The sequence below is a fragment of the Virgibacillus sp. genome (genome assembly GCF_013393565.1).
GTDB classification, from domain to species: Bacteria; Bacillota; Bacilli; order Bacillales; family Amphibacillaceae; genus Virgibacillus; species Virgibacillus dokdonensis.
In genome coordinates, this window is record NZ_JABXHF010000078.1 from 1 (window position 1) to 18,168 (window position 18,168).

Annotated in this window: 19 protein-coding genes and 1 riboswitch; of the genes, 2 read left to right on the plus strand and 17 right to left on the minus strand. The window is 37.6% G+C overall.

Features of this window, described 5'->3' with window-relative positions; genetic code table 11:
* The 11 genes from HLX49_RS14430 to rpoN all read right to left on the minus strand — a co-directional run.
* Positions 1-227, minus strand: a 227-nt coding sequence (locus HLX49_RS14430) for a thiamine-binding protein (RefSeq protein WP_296362742.1), incomplete at its 3' end; no start/stop codon positions are given.
* A gap of 95 nt (positions 228-322) precedes the next feature.
* On the minus strand, positions 323-1,324 hold the full coding sequence (locus HLX49_RS14435; RefSeq protein ID WP_296362743.1) for an ABC transporter substrate-binding protein: 1,002 nt from the start codon (positions 1,322-1,324) through the stop codon (positions 323-325).
* A gap of 249 nt (positions 1,325-1,573) precedes the next feature.
* Positions 1,574-1,683, minus strand: a riboswitch (TPP riboswitch).
* A 465-nt stretch (positions 1,684-2,148) separates the two neighbouring features.
* Positions 2,149-3,435, minus strand: coding sequence for a phosphopyruvate hydratase (eno, locus tag HLX49_RS14440; RefSeq protein ID WP_101932366.1), 1,287 nt, complete (start codon positions 3,433-3,435; stop codon positions 2,149-2,151).
* 41 nt (positions 3,436-3,476) lie between these two features.
* Positions 3,477-5,012, minus strand: coding sequence for a 2,3-bisphosphoglycerate-independent phosphoglycerate mutase (gene gpmI / locus HLX49_RS14445; protein WP_101932367.1), 1,536 nt, complete (start codon positions 5,010-5,012; stop codon positions 3,477-3,479).
* A complete protein-coding gene (tpiA, locus tag HLX49_RS14450) occupies positions 5,009-5,767 on the minus strand; it encodes a triose-phosphate isomerase (RefSeq protein WP_077705221.1) in 759 nt (252 codons plus the stop codon). Before tpiA ends, gpmI begins: the two co-directional genes overlap by 4 nt.
* Positions 5,768-5,786: 19 nt before the next feature.
* Positions 5,787-6,968 (minus strand): phosphoglycerate kinase, encoded by a 1,182-nt coding sequence (locus tag HLX49_RS14455; RefSeq protein WP_073007493.1) that lies wholly within the window; start codon positions 6,966-6,968, stop codon positions 5,787-5,789.
* 300 nt (positions 6,969-7,268) lie between these two features.
* Positions 7,269-8,276: a type I glyceraldehyde-3-phosphate dehydrogenase gene (gap, locus tag HLX49_RS14460; RefSeq protein WP_077705224.1), complete on the minus strand. Its 1,008-nt coding sequence runs from the start codon at positions 8,274-8,276 to the stop codon at positions 7,269-7,271.
* 36 nt (positions 8,277-8,312) lie between these two features.
* Positions 8,313-9,344, minus strand: coding sequence for a sugar-binding transcriptional regulator (locus HLX49_RS14465; RefSeq protein WP_077705227.1), 1,032 nt, complete (start codon positions 9,342-9,344; stop codon positions 8,313-8,315).
* A 400-nt stretch (positions 9,345-9,744) separates the two neighbouring features.
* Positions 9,745-10,260, minus strand: coding sequence for an alpha/beta fold hydrolase (locus HLX49_RS14470; protein ID WP_217697389.1), 516 nt, complete (start codon positions 10,258-10,260; stop codon positions 9,745-9,747).
* A 157-nt stretch (positions 10,261-10,417) separates the two neighbouring features.
* On the minus strand, positions 10,418-10,681 hold the full coding sequence (locus HLX49_RS14475; RefSeq protein WP_077705229.1) for a glutaredoxin family protein: 264 nt from the start codon (positions 10,679-10,681) through the stop codon (positions 10,418-10,420).
* On the minus strand, positions 10,675-11,961 hold the full coding sequence (rpoN, locus tag HLX49_RS14480) for an RNA polymerase factor sigma-54 (protein ID WP_296362752.1): 1,287 nt from the start codon (positions 11,959-11,961) through the stop codon (positions 10,675-10,677). Before rpoN ends, HLX49_RS14475 begins: the two co-directional genes overlap by 7 nt.
* 266 nt (positions 11,962-12,227) lie before the next feature.
* On the opposite strand from rpoN, the gene HLX49_RS14485 reads away from it, so the two are divergent.
* On the plus strand, positions 12,228-12,635 hold the full coding sequence (locus HLX49_RS14485) for a ribonuclease HI family protein (RefSeq protein ID WP_296362754.1): 408 nt from the start codon (positions 12,228-12,230) through the stop codon (positions 12,633-12,635).
* A gap of 614 nt (positions 12,636-13,249) precedes the next feature.
* Here the strand turns inward: HLX49_RS14485 and aroD are convergent.
* Positions 13,250-14,014 (minus strand): type I 3-dehydroquinate dehydratase, encoded by a 765-nt coding sequence (gene aroD, locus HLX49_RS14490; RefSeq protein ID WP_296362755.1) that lies wholly within the window; start codon positions 14,012-14,014, stop codon positions 13,250-13,252.
* 617 nt (positions 14,015-14,631) lie between these two features.
* On the opposite strand from aroD, the gene HLX49_RS14495 reads away from it, so the two are divergent.
* Positions 14,632-15,189, plus strand: a complete 558-nt coding sequence (locus HLX49_RS14495; protein WP_296362757.1) for a shikimate kinase — start codon at positions 14,632-14,634, stop codon at positions 15,187-15,189.
* A gap of 203 nt (positions 15,190-15,392) precedes the next feature.
* Here HLX49_RS14495 and HLX49_RS14500 read toward each other — a convergent pair whose 3' ends face one another.
* From HLX49_RS14500 to pxpB, 5 genes are all read right to left on the minus strand, one after another.
* The gene (locus HLX49_RS14500) at positions 15,393-15,704 is read right to left on the minus strand and encodes a YolD-like family protein (RefSeq protein ID WP_296362759.1); all 312 of its coding nucleotides are present in this window, start codon (positions 15,702-15,704) and stop codon (positions 15,393-15,395) included.
* 1 nt (position 15,705) lies between these two features.
* Positions 15,706-15,921 carry a hypothetical protein gene (locus HLX49_RS14505; RefSeq protein WP_101932373.1) on the minus strand — a complete coding sequence of 72 codons (216 nt, stop codon included), beginning with the start codon at positions 15,919-15,921 and terminating at the stop codon, positions 15,706-15,708.
* An 86-nt stretch (positions 15,922-16,007) separates the two neighbouring features.
* Positions 16,008-16,259, minus strand: a complete 252-nt coding sequence (locus HLX49_RS14510; RefSeq protein ID WP_237342761.1) for an atypical membrane-integrating protein (Mistic protein) — start codon at positions 16,257-16,259, stop codon at positions 16,008-16,010.
* A 119-nt stretch (positions 16,260-16,378) separates the two neighbouring features.
* Positions 16,379-17,374, minus strand: a complete 996-nt coding sequence (locus tag HLX49_RS14515) for a 5-oxoprolinase subunit C family protein (protein ID WP_101932374.1) — start codon at positions 17,372-17,374, stop codon at positions 16,379-16,381.
* Positions 17,367-18,107 carry a 5-oxoprolinase subunit PxpB gene (gene pxpB, locus HLX49_RS14520; protein ID WP_296362761.1) on the minus strand — a complete coding sequence of 247 codons (741 nt, stop codon included), beginning with the start codon at positions 18,105-18,107 and terminating at the stop codon, positions 17,367-17,369. Before pxpB ends, HLX49_RS14515 begins: the two co-directional genes overlap by 8 nt.
* Positions 18,108-18,168: the final 61 nt, after the last annotated feature.

The following is an 18,168-nucleotide window of genomic DNA, read 5'->3' on the forward strand; positions in this document are numbered from 1 at the left end:
TGCGAAATAACGCTTGGACAACCTAATTCTTCCATCCGCTGGTTCATTTTCTCCACAATCTCAAGCAAGTTGGATAATTCCCCTTCCATCGTCGTTTCCAAAGGGCTTACATGATAAGGAACCCCAGAAGCATCAATAATTGCAATCGCTTCATCTACATAAGGAATTACATCTTCCCCGTTTTTCGTTTTTGGTATAATTTGTACACTTACAAGCGCATTAGCCATGACGTCTCCTCCGTTTCTTCTGTTTGTATCTTAGACTAGCCAGCAAAATAATATGACGTTTGCTCATTTATTGTTTAACGAATTCTTGCTCTTGCTTAGTTGTTTGGTAAAAATTCATTCGTAAACGCTTTTTCGCTATCCAGAGGCTTATCAAGTAAATCATTGTCATACATCCAGGTCGAATAATTTTCCCATACTTCTAGTTTTTGTTCGCCCCATCTAGCTGCATCATCTTGATACTTATCCGCTAACCATTTTTGACTTGCCTTTACTAAGTCTGCGTCCAAATCAGGCTCGGCTTGAATTAAAATCTCGGCCGCTTCATCAGGGTTTTCAATTGCTAGTTCATACCCTTTTGTTACAGCAGCTAAAAATTGCTTAATCGTATCTGGGTCTTCTTCTATCATCGTTTCATTGGTTGCCAATACTGGCGTATAGTAATCTAATTTTTCCGTATAATCAGTAAGATAAACCATATTGATCTCTTCATTTCGAAGTTCCGCTTCAATGCCTGTCCAACCATAAAATATCCAAGCAAAATCAATATCACGTTCTACCGCAGTAAAGAAATCGGTATCGCCCATATTAACAATGTCCACTTTCTCAACGTCAGCATCATCTTGCTTCATCAACGAGCTAATTACTGCTTTTTCAAGGGGGGCACCCCAGCCGCCATACGTTTTTCCTTCGAAGTCTTTAGGCTCGGTAATATCTTTTTCCTTTGGCGAGGCAAATCCAGACGTATTATGCTGAATAACTGCTGCAATTGATACAATAGGGATATCTTGTACTCTTGCTTCCGTAATCCCTTCTTGGTAACTTACACCAAAATCAGCCTTACCAGAAGCCACTAATTGATCAGCACCTGCTTCTCCTGGCATCTTAATATCAACATCCAATCCTTGCTCTTCAAAGTAGCCTTTTTCCTTCGCTACATAGAGTCCTGTATGATTCGTATTTGGCGTCCAATCAAGCACTACAGAAACTTCTTTTCGTGCTTTATCTGCTGATTTTTCTTCTTTACCTTGCTCACTGTCATTTGCATTGCATGCTGTTAGTAAAACAATGAGCAAGTTAAGCATAATAAATTTTTTCAATCTGTCTCCTCCTCCAGTATAACTACAGCTATGTAAGGTGCAGAGAATAAGGAAAACTTTATTTCAAGATCGACTTAGCTTTCCCCTTCATTGATGGATAAATGACCTGATTGGGAAGTCTAGCAACAATCCATTCTCTTAGATTTGTTGTTCATATTGGATGTTTATCATTTTGAAAAGCACGCATAAGTTTAAAAAAAGCCTTAGGCGATTACGTACACCTAGGGCTTTTTGCACATGCAAATGATACTTTCTTATCGACATGTTCCCTACGCTGGTTTTACCCAGATCAGGTTCTAAGAGTCCGTATCTTAAGGATACAATCTCAACCAGCAACACTGGTCCCCCTACAACGCTTGTATGCTATTATATAGTTGTCTTTCCATAAGTAACTATGCCATATTTGAAGGGATTTAGCAAGTTTTAATAGGTCTTTTTGTTTCTCTATTCCCTCCATCATTTTCAGATAAGATCCTAAACAACAATATGAAATAAATGACTGCACTAATTAAAGCGCAAACCATAATAAAGCCAAAAACCTTTATAAATGTTTGGCTGGCGCAGCCATACCTGTCCTTCATGTAGTAACACAGTGGGAAGACTGAAAAACTTGACTTACCTCTATAACGAAAATCATTGTATTTTTTATACTATAGCCATAGAATCTTAAACATTTTTCCGAAATCTAGCCTAAATAGCACGAAAGCTCCCCAATATTTACTTCACTACAAAGTTATACAGAACTTCTTAGATGTGCGGATGAAAAGCCAAATAAAAACCTCCCGATTCGCTATTACACGAACAGGGAGGTCGCTAACTATTTGTTATTTATTCAAGTTGTAAAATGCTGTTTTTCCAGCGTATTCGCCCATGCCAGCTAATTCATCTTCAATACGTAGTAATTGATTGTATTTAGCTACACGATCGGTACGTGATGGAGCACCTGTTTTAATTTGACCAGCGTTTGTTGCTACAGCAATGTCTGCAATGGTAGCATCTTCTGTTTCACCAGAACGGTGAGAGATAACAGCTGTGTAACCAGCGCGTTTTGCCATTTCGATAGCTTCAAATGTTTCCGTTAAAGTACCGATTTGGTTCACTTTAATAAGGATGGAGTTACCAATTCCTTGTTCAATACCTCTAGCTAATTTTTCTGTATTGGTTACGAACAAGTCATCCCCAACTAGTTGTACTTTTTTGCCTAGACGATCTGTTAGAAGTTTGAAACCATCCCAGTCGTTTTCATCTAAACCATCTTCAATAGAAATGATTGGATACTTACTAATCATATCTTCATACCAGTCAACCATTTCTGCAGAAGTACGTACAACACCTTCTCCTTTTAAGTTGTACTTGCCATCTTCGTAAATTTCAGAAGCGGCTACGTCCATTGCTAATTTCACTTCTTCACCAGGCTTATAGCCAGCTGCTTCAATAGCTTCTACAATCGTTTGTAATGCTTCTTCATTAGAGCCAAGGTTTGGTGCAAAACCACCTTCATCCCCTACAGCTGTGTTATAACCTTTCGATTTCAATACATTTTTCAAGGAATGGAAGATCTCTGCACCTGTACGAAGTGCTTCTTTAAATGATTCTGCCCCCACTGGCATAATCATAAATTCTTGAATATCAACGTTGTTGTCTGCATGCTCCCCACCATTTAAAATGTTCATCATTGGGGTTGGTAATGTTTTGGCATTGAATCCGCCAAGATAGTTGTAAAGTGGTACTTCTAAATAGCTTGCTGCAGCGTGTGCAACAGCCATGGAAACACCTAGAATAGCATTTGCACCTAATTTTCCTTTATTATCAGTGCCATCTAAGTCAATCATTAGTGCATCGATAATATTCTGACGTGTTACATCAATTCCTAATAGTTCAGGTGCAATTACTTCATTCACATTTTGCACTGCTTTTAAGACACCTTTACCTAGGTAGCGGCTTTTATCGCCATCGCGTAATTCTACTGCTTCATATTCTCCTGTAGAAGCTCCGCTAGGAACTAATGCAGAACCAAAAGCACCTGATTCTGTAAATACTTCTACTTCAACGGTTGGATTACCGCGAGAATCTAATACTTCACGTGCGTAAACATCTGTAATATATGGCATTCAAATCGTCTCCTTTTTTTTCAAAACGTTTGTTAGTTTTATTATTTTATTAATGATTCGCCAGTCATTTCTTTTGGCTTTTCAATATTTAATAAATCAAGTAAGGTTGGTGCTAAGTCTGCTAAAATTCCGCCTTCACGTAAGCTGATACCCTCTTTTGTAACGATAACAGGAACCGGATTCGTTGTATGAGCTGTCATTGGCTTTCCTTCTGGCGTAATGACTTCATCCGAATTACCGTGGTCGGCTGTAATAATAGCGTGTCCGCCAAGTTCAATAATTTTATCAACAATTTTTCCGAGGCATTCGTCAACAGTTTCGATAGCTTTAACAGTTGGCTCTAATTTGCCAGAGTGTCCAACCATATCTGGATTGGCGAAATTTAAAATAATCGCATTACGATCACCCGTTTCGAGTTCTTCTAATAACGCGTCCGTTACTTCATAAGCACTCATTTCTGGTTTTAAATCGTATGTCGCTACTTTTGGTGAATCAATTAAGATTCTTTTTTCACCTGGAAATTCCGCTTCACGTCCCCCACTCATGAAATACGTAACATGTGGGTATTTCTCCGTTTCAGCGATTCGCAATTGCTTCATATCATGCTGTGCTAAAACTTCACCAACTGTATTATCTAAATTAACCGGCTCATAGGCAACATAGCCGTTTACTGTTTCGCTAAAGTTCGTTAACATAACAAAGTCTAAGTTTTTCGGCACTTTGTCTCCACGGTCAAAGTCATGAAAATCTTCATTGGCAAATGTACGTGAGATTTGAATAGCTCGATCTGGACGGAAGTTATAAAAAATAATGGAGTCCCCATCTTCCACAGTTCCAACTGGGTCACCAGCTTCATTCGTAATAACGGATGGAATAACGAACTCATCATAAATTTCACTAGCATAAGACTCTTCCACAACAGCGAGTGGATCCGTATATTTCGGACCTTCTCCGTACACCATGGCGTCATATGCTTTTTTCACACGATCCCATCGCTTGTCCCGATCCATGGAATAATAACGTCCAGAAATCGTCGCAATTTGCCCGACTCCGTATTCTGCTATCTTATCTTGTGTTTGCTTAATATATGTTTTAGCAGTCTGTGGACCAACATCTCGTCCGTCTAAAAATGCATGGATATAAACTTTCTCTAGTTCTTGTTCATTTGCAAGCTTCAAAAGCGCAAACAGGTGATTAATATGGCTGTGTACACCACCATCAGAAAGCAAACCAAAAATGTGTAGCGCCTTCCCATTTTTTTTCGCATGTTGCATCGATTTTATGAAAGCTTCTTTTTCAAAGAATTCGCCTTCTTTAATCGATAGATTAACACGGGTTAAACTTTGATACACAATTCTCCCTGCACCAATATTCAAGTGACCGACTTCAGAGTTACCCATTTGCCCTTCTGGTAAACCGACAGCCTCACCACTAGCTGTTAGCTGATTATGGGCGTATTGATTCCAATAGCGGTCAAAATTAGGCTTGTTCGCATGTTTGACAGCATTCCCTTTTTCTTCGTCACGAATAGCGAAACCATCTAAGATGATTAATGCCGCTAGTTTGTTTTGTTTCATTTGGCACCTGCCTCCACTAATTGCAAGAATGATGCTGGTTCAAGGCTTGCTCCGCCAACTAATGCGCCATCAATATCAGATTGAGCCAGTAATTCATCAACATTTGCAGGTTTTACACTGCCACCATATTGAATAATGACTTTGCTTGCCGTTTCTTTAGAAGTAAGTTTTGCAACCACTTCACGAATATGCGTACAAACTTCATTTGCTTGTTCACTCGTTGCTGTTTTTCCTGTACCAATTGCCCAAATCGGCTCATAGGCAATAATTGTGTTAGCAACTTGTTCTTCGCTAAGTGCTTCTAGAGCTTTTGTAACTTGCATTTCGACATGATCCATTGTTTCGTTAGCTTCACGCTGTTCTAGCGTTTCACCAACACAAACAATTGGTGTTAGTCCGTGTTTAAATGCAGCATGCACTTTCTTATTCACTGTTTCATCTGTCTCGTTATAATATTCTCTACGCTCTGAATGCCCTAAAACAACATAAGTTACACCTAAGTCCGCAAGCATTTCAGGACTTACTTCGCCTGTAAATGCACCACTTTCTTCATAATGCATCGTTTGAGCAGCAACTGCTAACGTTGTACCTTTTGCTTTTTCCACAAGCTGAGCTAAGTAAGGAAATGGGGAACAAACGATAGCCTCCACCTTGTCTGATTGAGGTAGTTTTACTTTCACCTCATCGACAAACTGATTCGCTTCACTTGCTAGCTTGTTCATTTTCCAGTTTCCAGCAATTACTTTTTTGCGCATCGTCTCACCTCATACCAATTTATTTGTCAGTTAAAGCAGCTACACCTGGAAGAACTTTACCTTCCATAAATTCCAAAGAAGCTCCTCCACCAGTAGATACATGATCCATTTTATCACTTAGACCAAATTTTTCTACTGCAGCAGCAGAATCGCCACCACCGATTACTGTATAGCCTTCTGTTTTTGCTAATGCATTAGCAACTGCCTTTGTACCATCCGCGAAAGCTTCCATTTCGAAAACTCCCATTGGACCATTCCAAATAATTAATTTAGATTTAGCAACAATTTCAGCATACTTTTCTGATGTTTTAGGACCAATATCCAATGCTTCCCAGTCCGCTGGAATTTGATCAATGTCCACTTCTTTTTTATTTGCATCTTCAGCAAATTTGTCAGCTACAACAGCGTCAACTGGAAGAACAAAATCTACGCCTTTGTCTTTAGCTTTTTGCATAAATTGCTTGGCTAGATCAATTTTGTCTTCTTCCAATAGGGAATTACCAATTTCATAACCTTGCGCTTTAATAAACGTATAAGCTAACCCACCACCAATAATTAAATGGTCAACTTTTTCAAGTAAATGATCGATAACATCGATTTTATCTTTTACTTTCGCACCACCAATGATAGCTGTGAAAGGACGTTCTGGATTTTCTAATGCTTTACCTAAAACGGATAATTCTTTTTCCATTAAAAATCCTGCAGCAGCTGGAAGCTTTTCAGCTACTCCAGTTGTGGAAGCGTGGGCACGATGAGCTGCGCCAAATGCGTCATTGACATACACATCAGCTAGGTCAGCAAAGGCCTGAGACAATGCTTCGTCATTCTTTTCTTCGCCCGCTTCGAAACGAACGTTTTCAACTAAAATAATGTCGCCTTCGCTTACCTTAGAAATAGCCTCTTGCACTTCTTCACCATATACGGCATCTGTTTTAACTACTTCTTTCCCAATTAAATCACTTAGTCGTTTTGCTACAGGGTCGAGACGTAGTTCTTCTACGACCTTCCCTTTAGGACGACCAAGATGGCTTGCTAAAATGATAATCGCACCTTGATTGGATAAATATTCTATGGTAGGGAGAGCTGCTTTAATTCTTGTATCATCTGTTACCTCTCCATCCTTCATCGGTACATTAAAATCCACACGGCAAAAAACTTTTTTCCCTTTAACATCAAGGTCTTTTACTGACATTTTATTCATGTTCTTCTGCCTCCTAAATGTAGGATATGTAATTATCCCTCTATCGAATTGTTAGGTACAAGAAATAGAACTATCCAAAAAATTAATTTCTACTTCATTCATTCTTCGTCTTAGCAGCAACCAATCGCATTGTTTTCATTTAAGCTATCGCTAAAATGTCAAGCGTAGTTCTAACTTTTTCAGTTTCTTCATAAACTATACAAAGATCCCTTTCTCCGAAGACTACTTAAACATATTATATCTTTTCTTACAAGGAAAAACGGAGGAGGAATAACCATGCTCCTCCCCCGCTATTTTTTCTTATAGTCCTTTGTTTTTCATTAATACTGCTAAATCAACACAGCGAGCAGAGTAGCCCATTTCGTTATCGTACCAAGAAACAACTTTCACTAAGTTATCTTCTAGAACAATAGTAGACAAACCATCTACAATGGAAGAATGCTGGTTACCTAAAATATCTGTAGATACAAGTGGTGCTTCACTGTATTCAAGAACACCTTTTAGTTCACCTTCTGCAGCTTCTTTTAGTGCTGCATTGATTTCTTCTGCTGTTACATTCTTATCTAATTCAGCTACAAGGTCAACTAGAGAACCGTCTGGTGTAGGTACACGTACAGCTCCACCATTTAGTTTACCATTTAATTCTGGAAGAACTTTCCCTACTGCTTTAGCAGCACCTGTTGTTGTTGGAATAATATTTTGTGCTGCTGCACGAGCACGACGATAATCTTTATGTGGCAAATCAAGGATTTGCTGATCATTTGTATAAGAGTGGATTGTAGTCATTAGTCCACGTTTAATACCAAAGTTGTCATGTAATACTTTAGCATACGGTGCTAAGCAGTTTGTCGTACAAGATGCATTAGATACAACATGATGGTTAGCTGGGTCATATTCTTTATCGTTAACACCCATTACTACTGTTAAATCTTCGTTTTTACCAGGTGCAGAAATAATAACTTTTTTTGCACCTGCATCAAGATGCTTTTGTGCATCTTCTCTATTTGTAAAACGTCCTGTAGATTCCATAACAATTTCCACACCAAGTTTATCCCAGCCTAATTGAGCAGGATCTCTTTCAGACATTACTTTAATTTCTTTTCCACCAACAACAATATTTGAACCATTGACAGAAACTTCTTCTTTCAACATGCCATGGACAGAGTCATACTTTAATAGATGAGCTAGCATTTCAGCGTCAGTTAAGTCGTTGATTGCCACTACTTCTACATCTTCATTTTGTAGAGCTAGACGAAATACAAGACGTCCTATTCTACCAAAACCGTTAATTCCTACTTTTACTGCCATGATAATTCCTCCTAAAAATGAATTAAATTATATATATTAAAGGGTGGATATTCCCTTTAAAATCTCTTCTGCTGCTGCTTCATCGGTGATGAGCAGGTTTGTTGTTGCTCGTTTGAAATAGGAAGCAATTGCTTGCGCCTTAGAGCGACCGCCAGCAACCGTAACAACAAAAGGAACTTGTCCTAAATCTTCTAGTTGTATTCCGACTGTACGCACCTTATGTACAACATTTCCCTTTTTGTCGAAATAATAACCAAATGCTTCACTAACTGCTTGATGTTTGCGTAGTTTCTCCACAATATCTGCAGTTGTTTTCCTTCTGTATGCCATCGTTAACGCATCACCAATACCATGCATTACAACAGTTGCAGTTTTTATTTGCTGCAATGTTTCTTTTACACTTGGCTCTTGGATAATCATTTGATAAGCTGATTCGCTTAACGGATCAGGGACATAAAGTAGTCGATAGTCACCATGAGCTTTACGAGCCATTTCAGCTGCGATCGTATTCGCTTGGTTTTCTACCTTTTCGCCAATCCCCCCTCGAGCTGGAAGAAAAAGAGCTTCATTGCTTTGTTCAAAAGGTGTCATTGCCGCTGCAATTGCAGCCATTGTCGTTCCACCAGTTACAGCAATGGTCGGATGTTCACCAATCATATTTTTCAAACTGGTTACACAAGCCTTTCCCATTTCTTGCTTGACCCACTCATGATCATCACTATTTCCAGGAACAACGATAACGTCAGTAATGGATAGTGCATCTTTTAGTTTGTTTTCTAGTGCGCGCAAGTCCATGATTTCATTCATAAATGCACCTAACTGTTCCAAGATTAATTTACCCGCTTTTGTGATAAACATACCTTTAGCAGTAATTTGAATTAAATCTTGTTCCTGTAAAAGTTCTATTTCTCCTCGTACAGTTCTTTCGGTAACATTTGTGTTATCAGCTAGTCCCCTGCGACCTATTGGCTCCAACAAATCTATGGTGCGTAACATTGCATAACGTCGTTGCATCACATCCAACAGATCAGGTAGCAGCCTTTTTTGTAGTTGAATCAAGTTTCTCATTACTAAGGACTCCTTCGCCTGGTCTTTTGGAGTCCCGGGCGGAATTATTACGTCCCGGAAGCTGCAAAAAAAATTTTCCCTTGCTTTATGTTTTCTTGCTTACATGTATATTATACCAAATTTATTTAATTACACAACCGATTTAATGTTAAAATTATGTGAAGCAAATTTCAATAGACAAAATATGAAGTATAACTTGACTTATCGCCAAGTCTTTATATCGATACTACAGTTTCTTAATTCAATAAACCTTAAAATTTTATACCGCCTATAGTACAACCAAAACAAGTGATTTCTCTCATAAAAAGATTTTAGAATTTTCGCTAATTCTTTCGAAGCTTGTTCATTTACTTCATGTCCAGCATTTGTCACCATTTGAAGTTCTGATTTTGGAATATGTTCAGCTAAACTTTTTTGATGCTTTTTTATTTATATGATCTTTCTCACCACAAACAACCATGGTATAGCACATAATATCACTTAATTTTTTACTGAAATTTAGCGTAGTCATTGTATTTGTTAATTGAATAAAGTCCTTCTTTTCAAACCCTATATTCTCAAAAGAAGATTTCGGAACAAATTTAAATACCATATTTTGCAATTTAAACAACATTTTAGGAATATTATATTGCTCACCTATTAATACTAATGAGGCTACCTTTTTGGGATAATCGATTGCATAATTTAAAGCTAATACTCCGCCTAATGAAAGCCCACAAAGGTTTAACGGTTCGTCCAAATCTTTACAGTACGTGGTGAAACTAGCATACAAATTTTGATACGTAACCTCTTTATGCTGAAGCATCGCAGAAAGGTTTGGACTATATATATTACGATATTCGCATAAATAAGCAATCGTTTCCTGCCAACTGGATGCACTTTGCCCAAGCCCATGAATAAAAACAACATGCCCCATATTAAATAACCTCTCCCTATTATTTAAAAAAACTGCAGGATAATAACTAATAAGCTCTTCGTATAGTATGTTTAAGTATTTTATGTTTATATCAAATACTTGGATGAATTATTGAAAAAAGCACATAAAGCACTAACAAAAAAATAATGCGCTTATCTCATCTTTTATTACCTACATATTGATCTAAAAAATTTCTTAGCGTCTCCCAATTTAGTTGGGATGCGTCCAATATTGCATTATTTACTTTTACACAAGGAATTAATAACTGATATTTCTCTAACCAAAGATCATTCGTATAAATATCACATTCTCGAACGTTAAAATCGTATTCATCTTGAAAAAATTCCAACATAAGTTTTGCTTCATCACATAAAAGACAAGCCTTTTTTGTATAAAAATGGATCATTACCAAAATTAACATTCCTTTCTTTTCGTCGATGATGGTATTTGTAGTTGCTCTCTATACTTCGTGACTGTACGTCTCGCAATTTGAATCGTATATTTTTCAGCTATCAATTTTCGTAACTTCTCATCAGACAGTGGCTTACACTTATCTTCCTGCGCTATAAGGTCAGCGATCATATTCTTAATTGCAAGTGCAGCAGCTTTGGTGCCGTTGCTTTGCTTTACACCAGATTGCAAAAAGAAATTCAATGGTAAAATGCCATTTGGTGTTTGCACATATTTATGAGCAATAGCCCTACTTATAGTGGAAACGTGTAATGCCAATTCGTCTGCAATATCTTTTAATGTTAGTGGTTGCATCATATGTGTGCCATGTTCAAAATACAGAGATTGCTTTTCAAGCATACATTGAATAACACGTTCTAATGTATCACCTCGATAAGTAATAGCTTTTTTCACCATTTCTATTTGTGTCTGTTTCTCTTTAATATATTTCTCCGCCTCTTTTCCAATCCCTCTCATATGAAAATAAGACTCATTTAAAGTGATTTTTGGCGTGCTCCACGAATAAAAAGATAATTGCCATTTCTCTTTTTCTTTATAAATAGAAGCTTCTGGAATAATGTAATGATCTATCTTCGTATCAAGTAAGTGTCCTGGTTTGGGGTGACATGCTTTAATTTGTGCAAATAAACCCTTTACGTATGTTTCACTTTTACCGTATTCATTAGCTACGGCTTCCACATCTTCTTCCGCTACCCATTGTAAATGGTTTTCTAATAAATCATGTACAAGTGGTTTATCCACAGCAGAAATTTTTAATTGTAATATAATACATTCGCTTAAGGTTCTGGCACCGATTCCAGCTGGCTCTAGTGATTGGATAAGTTTTACTGCTTGCTCTACCTGCTCTAATGTCGAGTGACACTGCTTTGCCCAAAGTTGTAACTCGACATCCAAGTAACCGTTTTCATTTATGGAATCAATACCATATAACACAATAGGTCGCATTTTTTCAGGTATATGTAATGTATATAACTGTTTTTTCAAAAGGTCGTACATACTTAACTCACTTGCATTGATTTCTCCAGGTCCTACAACATCATCCGTAGATGAATGATATGGAAGAGCGGCGTCATCATAGTTTATTTCTTCAATGAGCGGGTTTTCTTTTTCCAATTCTTTTAAATACTCCACCAGTTCTGTATTGGAAAATTGTAATATTTGAATCGATTGCATTAAGGATTGGTTCATCTTCCACTGTAAGACTTGTTCATTAACAAGTTGTAACTTCATGATAATCCCCTCTCTATCCTTTCCTTTATTGTGCCACAAAAACAAAAATCCATCTAGAGAAGACCATATTATTCGGTTCAAGGCTTATAACTTATGTGGTAATTTTTCTTTTACTATCGTGAGTCAACATTTTATACTTTTATATAGTGTAACAAAGCATATTTTATAGAGTTGAATACTTCTTTATCTATACATCAAAAGTATTAGCGTGTTATTACACCATCTCATATGCTATAATCAGCTTACACATAAGGAGGGCTATGTACATGATAGAAGTTTTTACAGACGGTGCATCCTATGGTAATCCAGGGCCAAGTGGTGCAGGTGTTTATATCAAGCATGAACAGCAACATTATAGATACAGCTTTTACTTAGGGGATTTTTCCAACCACGTAGCGGAATTTCAGGCAGTTATTAAAGCTTTAATGATTTGCAAAGATAAATTTCCAACTGACATTTTATCTTTTCGCTCTGACTCTAGAATTGTTGTTGATACAATTGAGAAAAATTACTCCAAAAACAAACTGTTCATCCCATTATTACACCAAATAAGTGAGCACGCCTCTGATTTTCCGCACTTTTTTATTAAATGGATTCCTGAAAAACAAAATAGGCAAGCAGACAAATTAGCTAGACAAGCTATTCAGCACCAAACAAATAGGCAGTATAGTTGAGTTTTTTAAAGTTATTCTTGTTTAGACAAGGAGTGTTTACATTGGACCCTGGCGAAAATCTGTTTTAGTTGAAAGTATAAGGATAAGGGAAGAAAAGCATGGATTTACTATTATTAGTATGTCCCCTGCTTTAACGCTTATCGGAAGCGGAAGAAATGCAATAGTATGTAAAATCCGATCGACAATAAAGTAATTAAAGTATTTCCATAGATTATGAGCATATAGCACACTTGGTAGGCGAAAGCATGTTAGAAAAACTAGACTAATTGCCAATTCTTTGTACAGAAAGCCGTATGCTGCTTATACGATAAACTTTAAATTTCTATACCTTCCCTGTAAAACAGCTCCATTCTGCTAATCAAACCATTGAAAAAACATTAGAAAAACTTGGCATGTCGCCAGGTCTTATGGCGAAAGCCTTTGTTTTTCTTATACTATAAACCAAAAAATATGATGCTTTCCTAAGTGCAAGAAATTCAAATCGCTCTATTAGCGGCGAACAACTCCACCACTTCCCACCCTTGTGGGTTGCTTGAAGAAGTTGCGGAAGTACGTTAAAAATAACTTTCAACAGGCACAGCTACATCGTTTTATAGCGGGGTAGCTTTTTATTTTTATTTTGAATAACGATGGATCGTTTGTAGAATATACCTTAATTCAGCAGCTGTTATTTGTCCTGGTGCAGAAGCTTGTATCGCCGAGCCAAAAGAAGCGGCAGAACCTACAACTTCTCCTCCAACCCTACTTAATATACCTAATGGCCCCATAGATATGGTAATGAACGGCTTTTGGGCATAGGTTGATTTCATTTTTGCCGCAACTTGTAATAGACGCAAAACATCTTCTTCATTTTGCGGCATTACCGCTAACTTTACAATATCTGCTCGGGTCTCTTGCATGGCTATTAGACGTGCTAGCATATCTTTATTAGCCGGAGTGGTTTGAAAATCATGATTAGACATCAGAACAATTACATTATTTTGTCGCGCAATTTGTACCAGTCTTTCTCGAATCGTTTGTTCTATGTATAGTTCAACATCAATGACGTCAATAAATCCTGACTGTATAACTTGACTTAACAATTCTTCATAGTAGTTAAGCGTTACTTCTTTCCTCCCCCCTTCTTTATAAGTACGAAAGGTGTAAAGCAATGGAATATCATCGATCAACTTTCTAATTTCTGCTAGCAAACGGAGAACTTCTTCTATATTAGTGACATGTAAGAAAGCATCCGCACGCCATTCTATCATATCAGGTTTTTCCTGTTTGGCTTCGCTTAATTCATGGTTAATCTCTTGCAATGTCTCTCCCATTATTGGAATGATAATCTTTGGCATTCCTTTTCCTATATGTATATCTTTAATTTTTACCCTCTTCACACCTTATGCCCCCTCGTATAATATATTTAGGCATTACTATTTCAACCAATTATTACTAACTTTATGTTTTTCTGCTTGAAATTTTATACGTACTGAGCCTCCGCACTCGCAAAAGCGCCAAGCTCATGCTTTTTCCGTTGTAGTCACCACCTTTGTTCAAGCGACTAATTACCTGCTCATCATTCATAGACAAATGCAAATCATCTGTTTTTACATGTCGTCGCTTCTATTAAATATTTATTATAAGTCTATTAGACAGGATTGCCAACAAAAATATGATTTTCCTTGTACAAGTTGCTAGTTTTTCGCTTATAATAAATAAAATGTAACTTCCTGTTTGGATTTTTGTTAAAAGTAATTTGCATGCGCCATTATAAAATAAAGTGATCTTATTACCTGTTATTTTCTAATGAAAGATATCAAAAGTTCCTAGATGTAAGGTACTGTTAGACCCCCTCCAAGAATTAGGAGATGAATACTTGGACAGGATAAAAGCAGGTAAAATGTACCGCAAAGGACATTTTGATCATATTAATAACCAAATGAGAGAGGAATGAAATCCTCTTTAATTAGAAGATTCGCTTTATTTGTAAGTCAAAACAGAAAGAGGTAACCCAATGTATAATGAAATTCCTATACGTCAAAAAAGCATTGTTTTAATTGGATTTATGGGAGTTGGTAAAACTTCCATCGGTAAATCAGTAGCTGCAAAACTGTACAGAGATTTTATTGATGCTGATCAGGTCATCGAAGACATATTTAAAATGCCAACCACAGATATATTTAAAACATATGGCGAACCGTTTTTCAGAAAAAAAGAAAAAGAGATCATTCATGGTTTATGTGAGCAAAAATTAAAAATTATCTCATTAGGTGGAGGTGCTTTTCTACAAGAGGATATTAGAAGCATTTGCTTAGAAAAGTGTATTGTTTTCTACCTTGATTTGTCTTGGGATTCATGGAAGAATAGAATTAGTTTACTCATTGACAGTAGACCTGTATTACAAGGAAAAAGCTTAGCAGAAATCAAGCAATTATTCCATGAACGTAAAGTCATCTATCAAACGCATCATTCAACGGTGCAGACGGATTTTCTCATGATAGAAGAAGTAGCAGATTATATTGTTAAAGCTTTAAAAACAGCCTGGGATATTTACGAACCGCAAGCGAAATAGGTAGGATGTACACGAGTGATATTTATATTAATATACGACGGATACCTTCAAGAGCTGATAAATGCTTCATCATATTTGGAAAAATTTAGCTATCGCCCAAGCTTTTCTGGCGATAGCAGTAGTTATTACATAAATATAGCGCAAGTTTGTCATACACACAAGGGTGGCGCGCCAATTAGAAACACACACCAACCATGATACTATTACGCCCATATGTCCAACACTTGCCCCCGCTTAATTGCTTTGCCTGATTGCAAATAAAGATACTCATTTGTGATCTGTTTTAACTTCCCTTTGCTAGTTAAAAAATCACGACCATTAAAGTACTTAATTTCAATAACGATACCCTGACGAACGGCAGCTTGTAATTGGACGTCCAACTCCTCCAACTTTTGTTCGTCCAAAATAGGCATTTCTTTGCGCTCAAGCTTTTCCCACATATCCTGAAGTAAATCCACATGCTCTGGCAACATCATAGAGGTCCATTTTATCGCCCCTCGATCATATATCCTCATCTTATGCACTTCCCCTTCTTTTCACACGAGCACAGGAAAGGATATAGCTAAATTTAAACCTGCGAACTTGTTTACGATAAAAACAAAATGCTATAAATGAGTCTTCATATATCTCTATCACACGTATGAATCGTTGTGTTACTCGATTATTTTGATCCATATAAAATAGAACCAGTTTTTGCTTGTTCTCCTTTGACCACTGTAACATGGAGTTCATCGTATAGCCTCCTAAAGAACATTTGTTCTTATTATACCACAAAAACCGAACGTGTATACGTGTTTTTTAGTCATTTCAAAAGAAATCTACCCTTGTGATTCTGTTTCTTGCCGATCTTTCGTTAATGCTACCAAGGAAAGTGCTTCTCGAACAATGGAATTAATTTTTTCGTGAACAAGAGCTTCTCCATATACTTGTTTAGCTGCTTCAATTTGCTCCACAACATCATCAGTAAAATGAATGAGGGGATCATCCGCTTCCATATTGTTATAAAGCTCAATAAAAGTATCTAACGCTTTATCAAATTGTTTACTCTCTTCTTCTGAAGCCTTCATCATGCATCACCTTCCATAAGTTTGCCCTAAAAATAAAACGAACAAACTATAAAAAAGGAAAAGCGCTTTTTCCGCTTCAGATGTAGCACTCTCCTATTACCTCTCTCGGCACATATTCTCACTCATCCTAAGACTTTCCATTTAATACGAGCTGCTATTTGCTGTAATATACGCTTATGTTCTAACAATATCGCCTCTGCTTCCTCTAAACGTACCTCTTGAAAACGAACAGAAGTATTTGGTTGCGTTTGAGCAAGCGTGGCTAAATCCGCCGAAATAACTTGAGCAATTTTTGGATAACCTCCTGTAGTTTGGCTGTCAGCCATTAAAATAATAGGCTGTCCATTTGGAGGAACTTGAACGGTTCCAAATGTAACTGCTTCGGAAAGCATATCAAATTTTTCAGTCAAGGATAGCAAGAGACCCGTTAAGCGGTACCCCATTCGGTCTGATTGCGTTGTAATGGTATAATTTTCATGAAAGAACGCGTACTTACTTTCTTTATCGAATTGCTCAAATTCATTTCCTTTCATAATTCGAATGAATGAATGATTATGAAAGGAAATGAGTGGGGAAGGATTGACTGACCAAGGTAAATAATCAGAGGCGCGTTCTAATTGATGCACGAGTGCTTCTGCTATAGGGCTCCTATCACCACAAGCAAAAGTATCGCCTTTTTGTAAGGTCCTTCCACCATATCCACCTATGCCAGCTCTTACATACGTACTTTTACTATCCATTATTTTTGGTACATGAATACCTCCAGCGAAGGAAACATAGGCATAGCACCCTTTAATAGCAAATTGAAACTGGAGAACAGAACCTTTTCTCACTAAAATCGGACGCCACATAGGTACTGGTTTCCCATCTAATTTAGGCGTTAAATCGCCTCCAGTAATAGCAATTACATGCGATTCTTTAAATTGTAAGGTTGCCCCAGCTAACGCCATTTCTATTACCGCTTCTTCTTCTTCATTTCCTACAAGCAAATTAGCAATTCGTAAAGAATAAGCATCCATTGGTCCGCTTACAATTACTCCATATTTTTGATATCCAAATCGACCCAAATCCTGAATTGTAGTATACAGACCTGCCTGGAGCACACGTACACTATTCATTCTCCTTCCCTCCCCGTCGATATTGCCTATACTCCTCCAGGGATATGGATACGAACTGTATCGTATCACCAGCTTTTAACAAGGATGGCGGTACTTGATTAGGTAAAAATAAATCAATGGGGGTACAGCCAATAATTTGCCAGCCTCCTGGCGTCTCTAAAGGATATACACCTGTTTGTGCTCCAGCAATTCCCACTGACCCTGGTGCAATAGTTAAGCGGGGTGTACTTTTGCGAGGAGTAGCAATTTGTTTACTCATACCACCAATAAAAGGAAAACCAGGGGCAAAACCAAGCATATAGACCAAATATTCTTTTTCCGTATGAATACGAATGACATCCTCCATGGACAAATTGTGATAATTGGCGACATACTCTAAATCTGGGCCATAATCACTCCCATAGAGAACAGGGATGACAACCTTTTGTCCAGTAAATCTTTTCCTGTCATCGTTTAATTTATGTAGTAGCCCATTTATGTAAGTCCTTACGATTTCAAAAGGAGATATAGGCGTTACATGGGAAGGCTGAGATTCATACACCTTATAAGGGTCATAATAAACAGTCACATTAAGGTAAGCAGGTACACATTCTATAAATCCAACCCTAGGCGACCCTCCCAACAGAGCCACCCACGCCAATACTCTGTCGTGTACCATTGGCGTCGATACCGCCCCTAACTGTCCTACAACCGCAGATTCCGTCACCGCCCTCACGTTCACTTTGTCTAGCACACACCCCCCCCCCTGACCTCCCTCAATCCCTTTCCCCAAATACAGCTCACAACTGACCACC

What these genes read in the sequence shown, in the direction of transcription:
- eno (WP_101932366.1), bottom strand. Translation starts at nt 3,435, where the DNA reads ATGCCATATATTACAGATGTTTACGCACGTGAAGTATTAGATTCTCGC.
- gpmI (WP_101932367.1), bottom strand. Translation starts at nt 5,012, where the DNA reads ATGAAACAAAACAAACTAGCGGCATTAATCATCTTAGATGGTTTCGCT.
- tpiA (WP_077705221.1), bottom strand. Translation starts at nt 5,767, where the DNA reads ATGCGCAAAAAAGTAATTGCTGGAAACTGGAAAATGAACAAGCTAGCA.
- HLX49_RS14455 (WP_073007493.1), bottom strand. Translation starts at nt 6,968, where the DNA reads ATGAATAAAATGTCAGTAAAAGACCTTGATGTTAAAGGGAAAAAAGTT.
- gap (WP_077705224.1), bottom strand. Translation starts at nt 8,276, where the DNA reads ATGGCAGTAAAAGTAGGAATTAACGGTTTTGGTAGAATAGGACGTCTT.
- HLX49_RS14465 (WP_077705227.1), bottom strand. Translation starts at nt 9,344, where the DNA reads ATGAGAAACTTGATTCAACTACAAAAAAGGCTGCTACCTGATCTGTTG.
- HLX49_RS14470 (WP_217697389.1), bottom strand. Translation starts at nt 10,260, where the DNA reads ATGGGGCATGTTGTTTTTATTCATGGGCTTGGGCAAAGTGCATCCAGT.
- HLX49_RS14475 (WP_077705229.1), bottom strand. Translation starts at nt 10,681, where the DNA reads ATGTTAATTTTGGTAATGATCCATTTTTATACAAAAAAGGCTTGTCTT.
- rpoN (WP_296362752.1), bottom strand. Translation starts at nt 11,961, where the DNA reads ATGAAGTTACAACTTGTTAATGAACAAGTCTTACAGTGGAAGATGAAC.
- HLX49_RS14485 (WP_296362754.1), top strand. Translation starts at nt 12,228, where the DNA reads ATGATAGAAGTTTTTACAGACGGTGCATCCTATGGTAATCCAGGGCCA.
- HLX49_RS14495 (WP_296362757.1), top strand. Translation starts at nt 14,632, where the DNA reads ATGTATAATGAAATTCCTATACGTCAAAAAAGCATTGTTTTAATTGGA.
- HLX49_RS14500 (WP_296362759.1), bottom strand. Translation starts at nt 15,704, where the DNA reads ATGAGGATATATGATCGAGGGGCGATAAAATGGACCTCTATGATGTTG.
- HLX49_RS14505 (WP_101932373.1), bottom strand. Translation starts at nt 15,921, where the DNA reads ATGAACTCCATGTTACAGTGGTCAAAGGAGAACAAGCAAAAACTGGTT.
- HLX49_RS14510 (WP_237342761.1), bottom strand. Translation starts at nt 16,259, where the DNA reads ATGATGAAGGCTTCAGAAGAAGAGAGTAAACAATTTGATAAAGCGTTA.
- HLX49_RS14515 (WP_101932374.1), bottom strand. Translation starts at nt 17,374, where the DNA reads ATGAATAGTGTACGTGTGCTCCAGGCAGGTCTGTATACTACAATTCAG.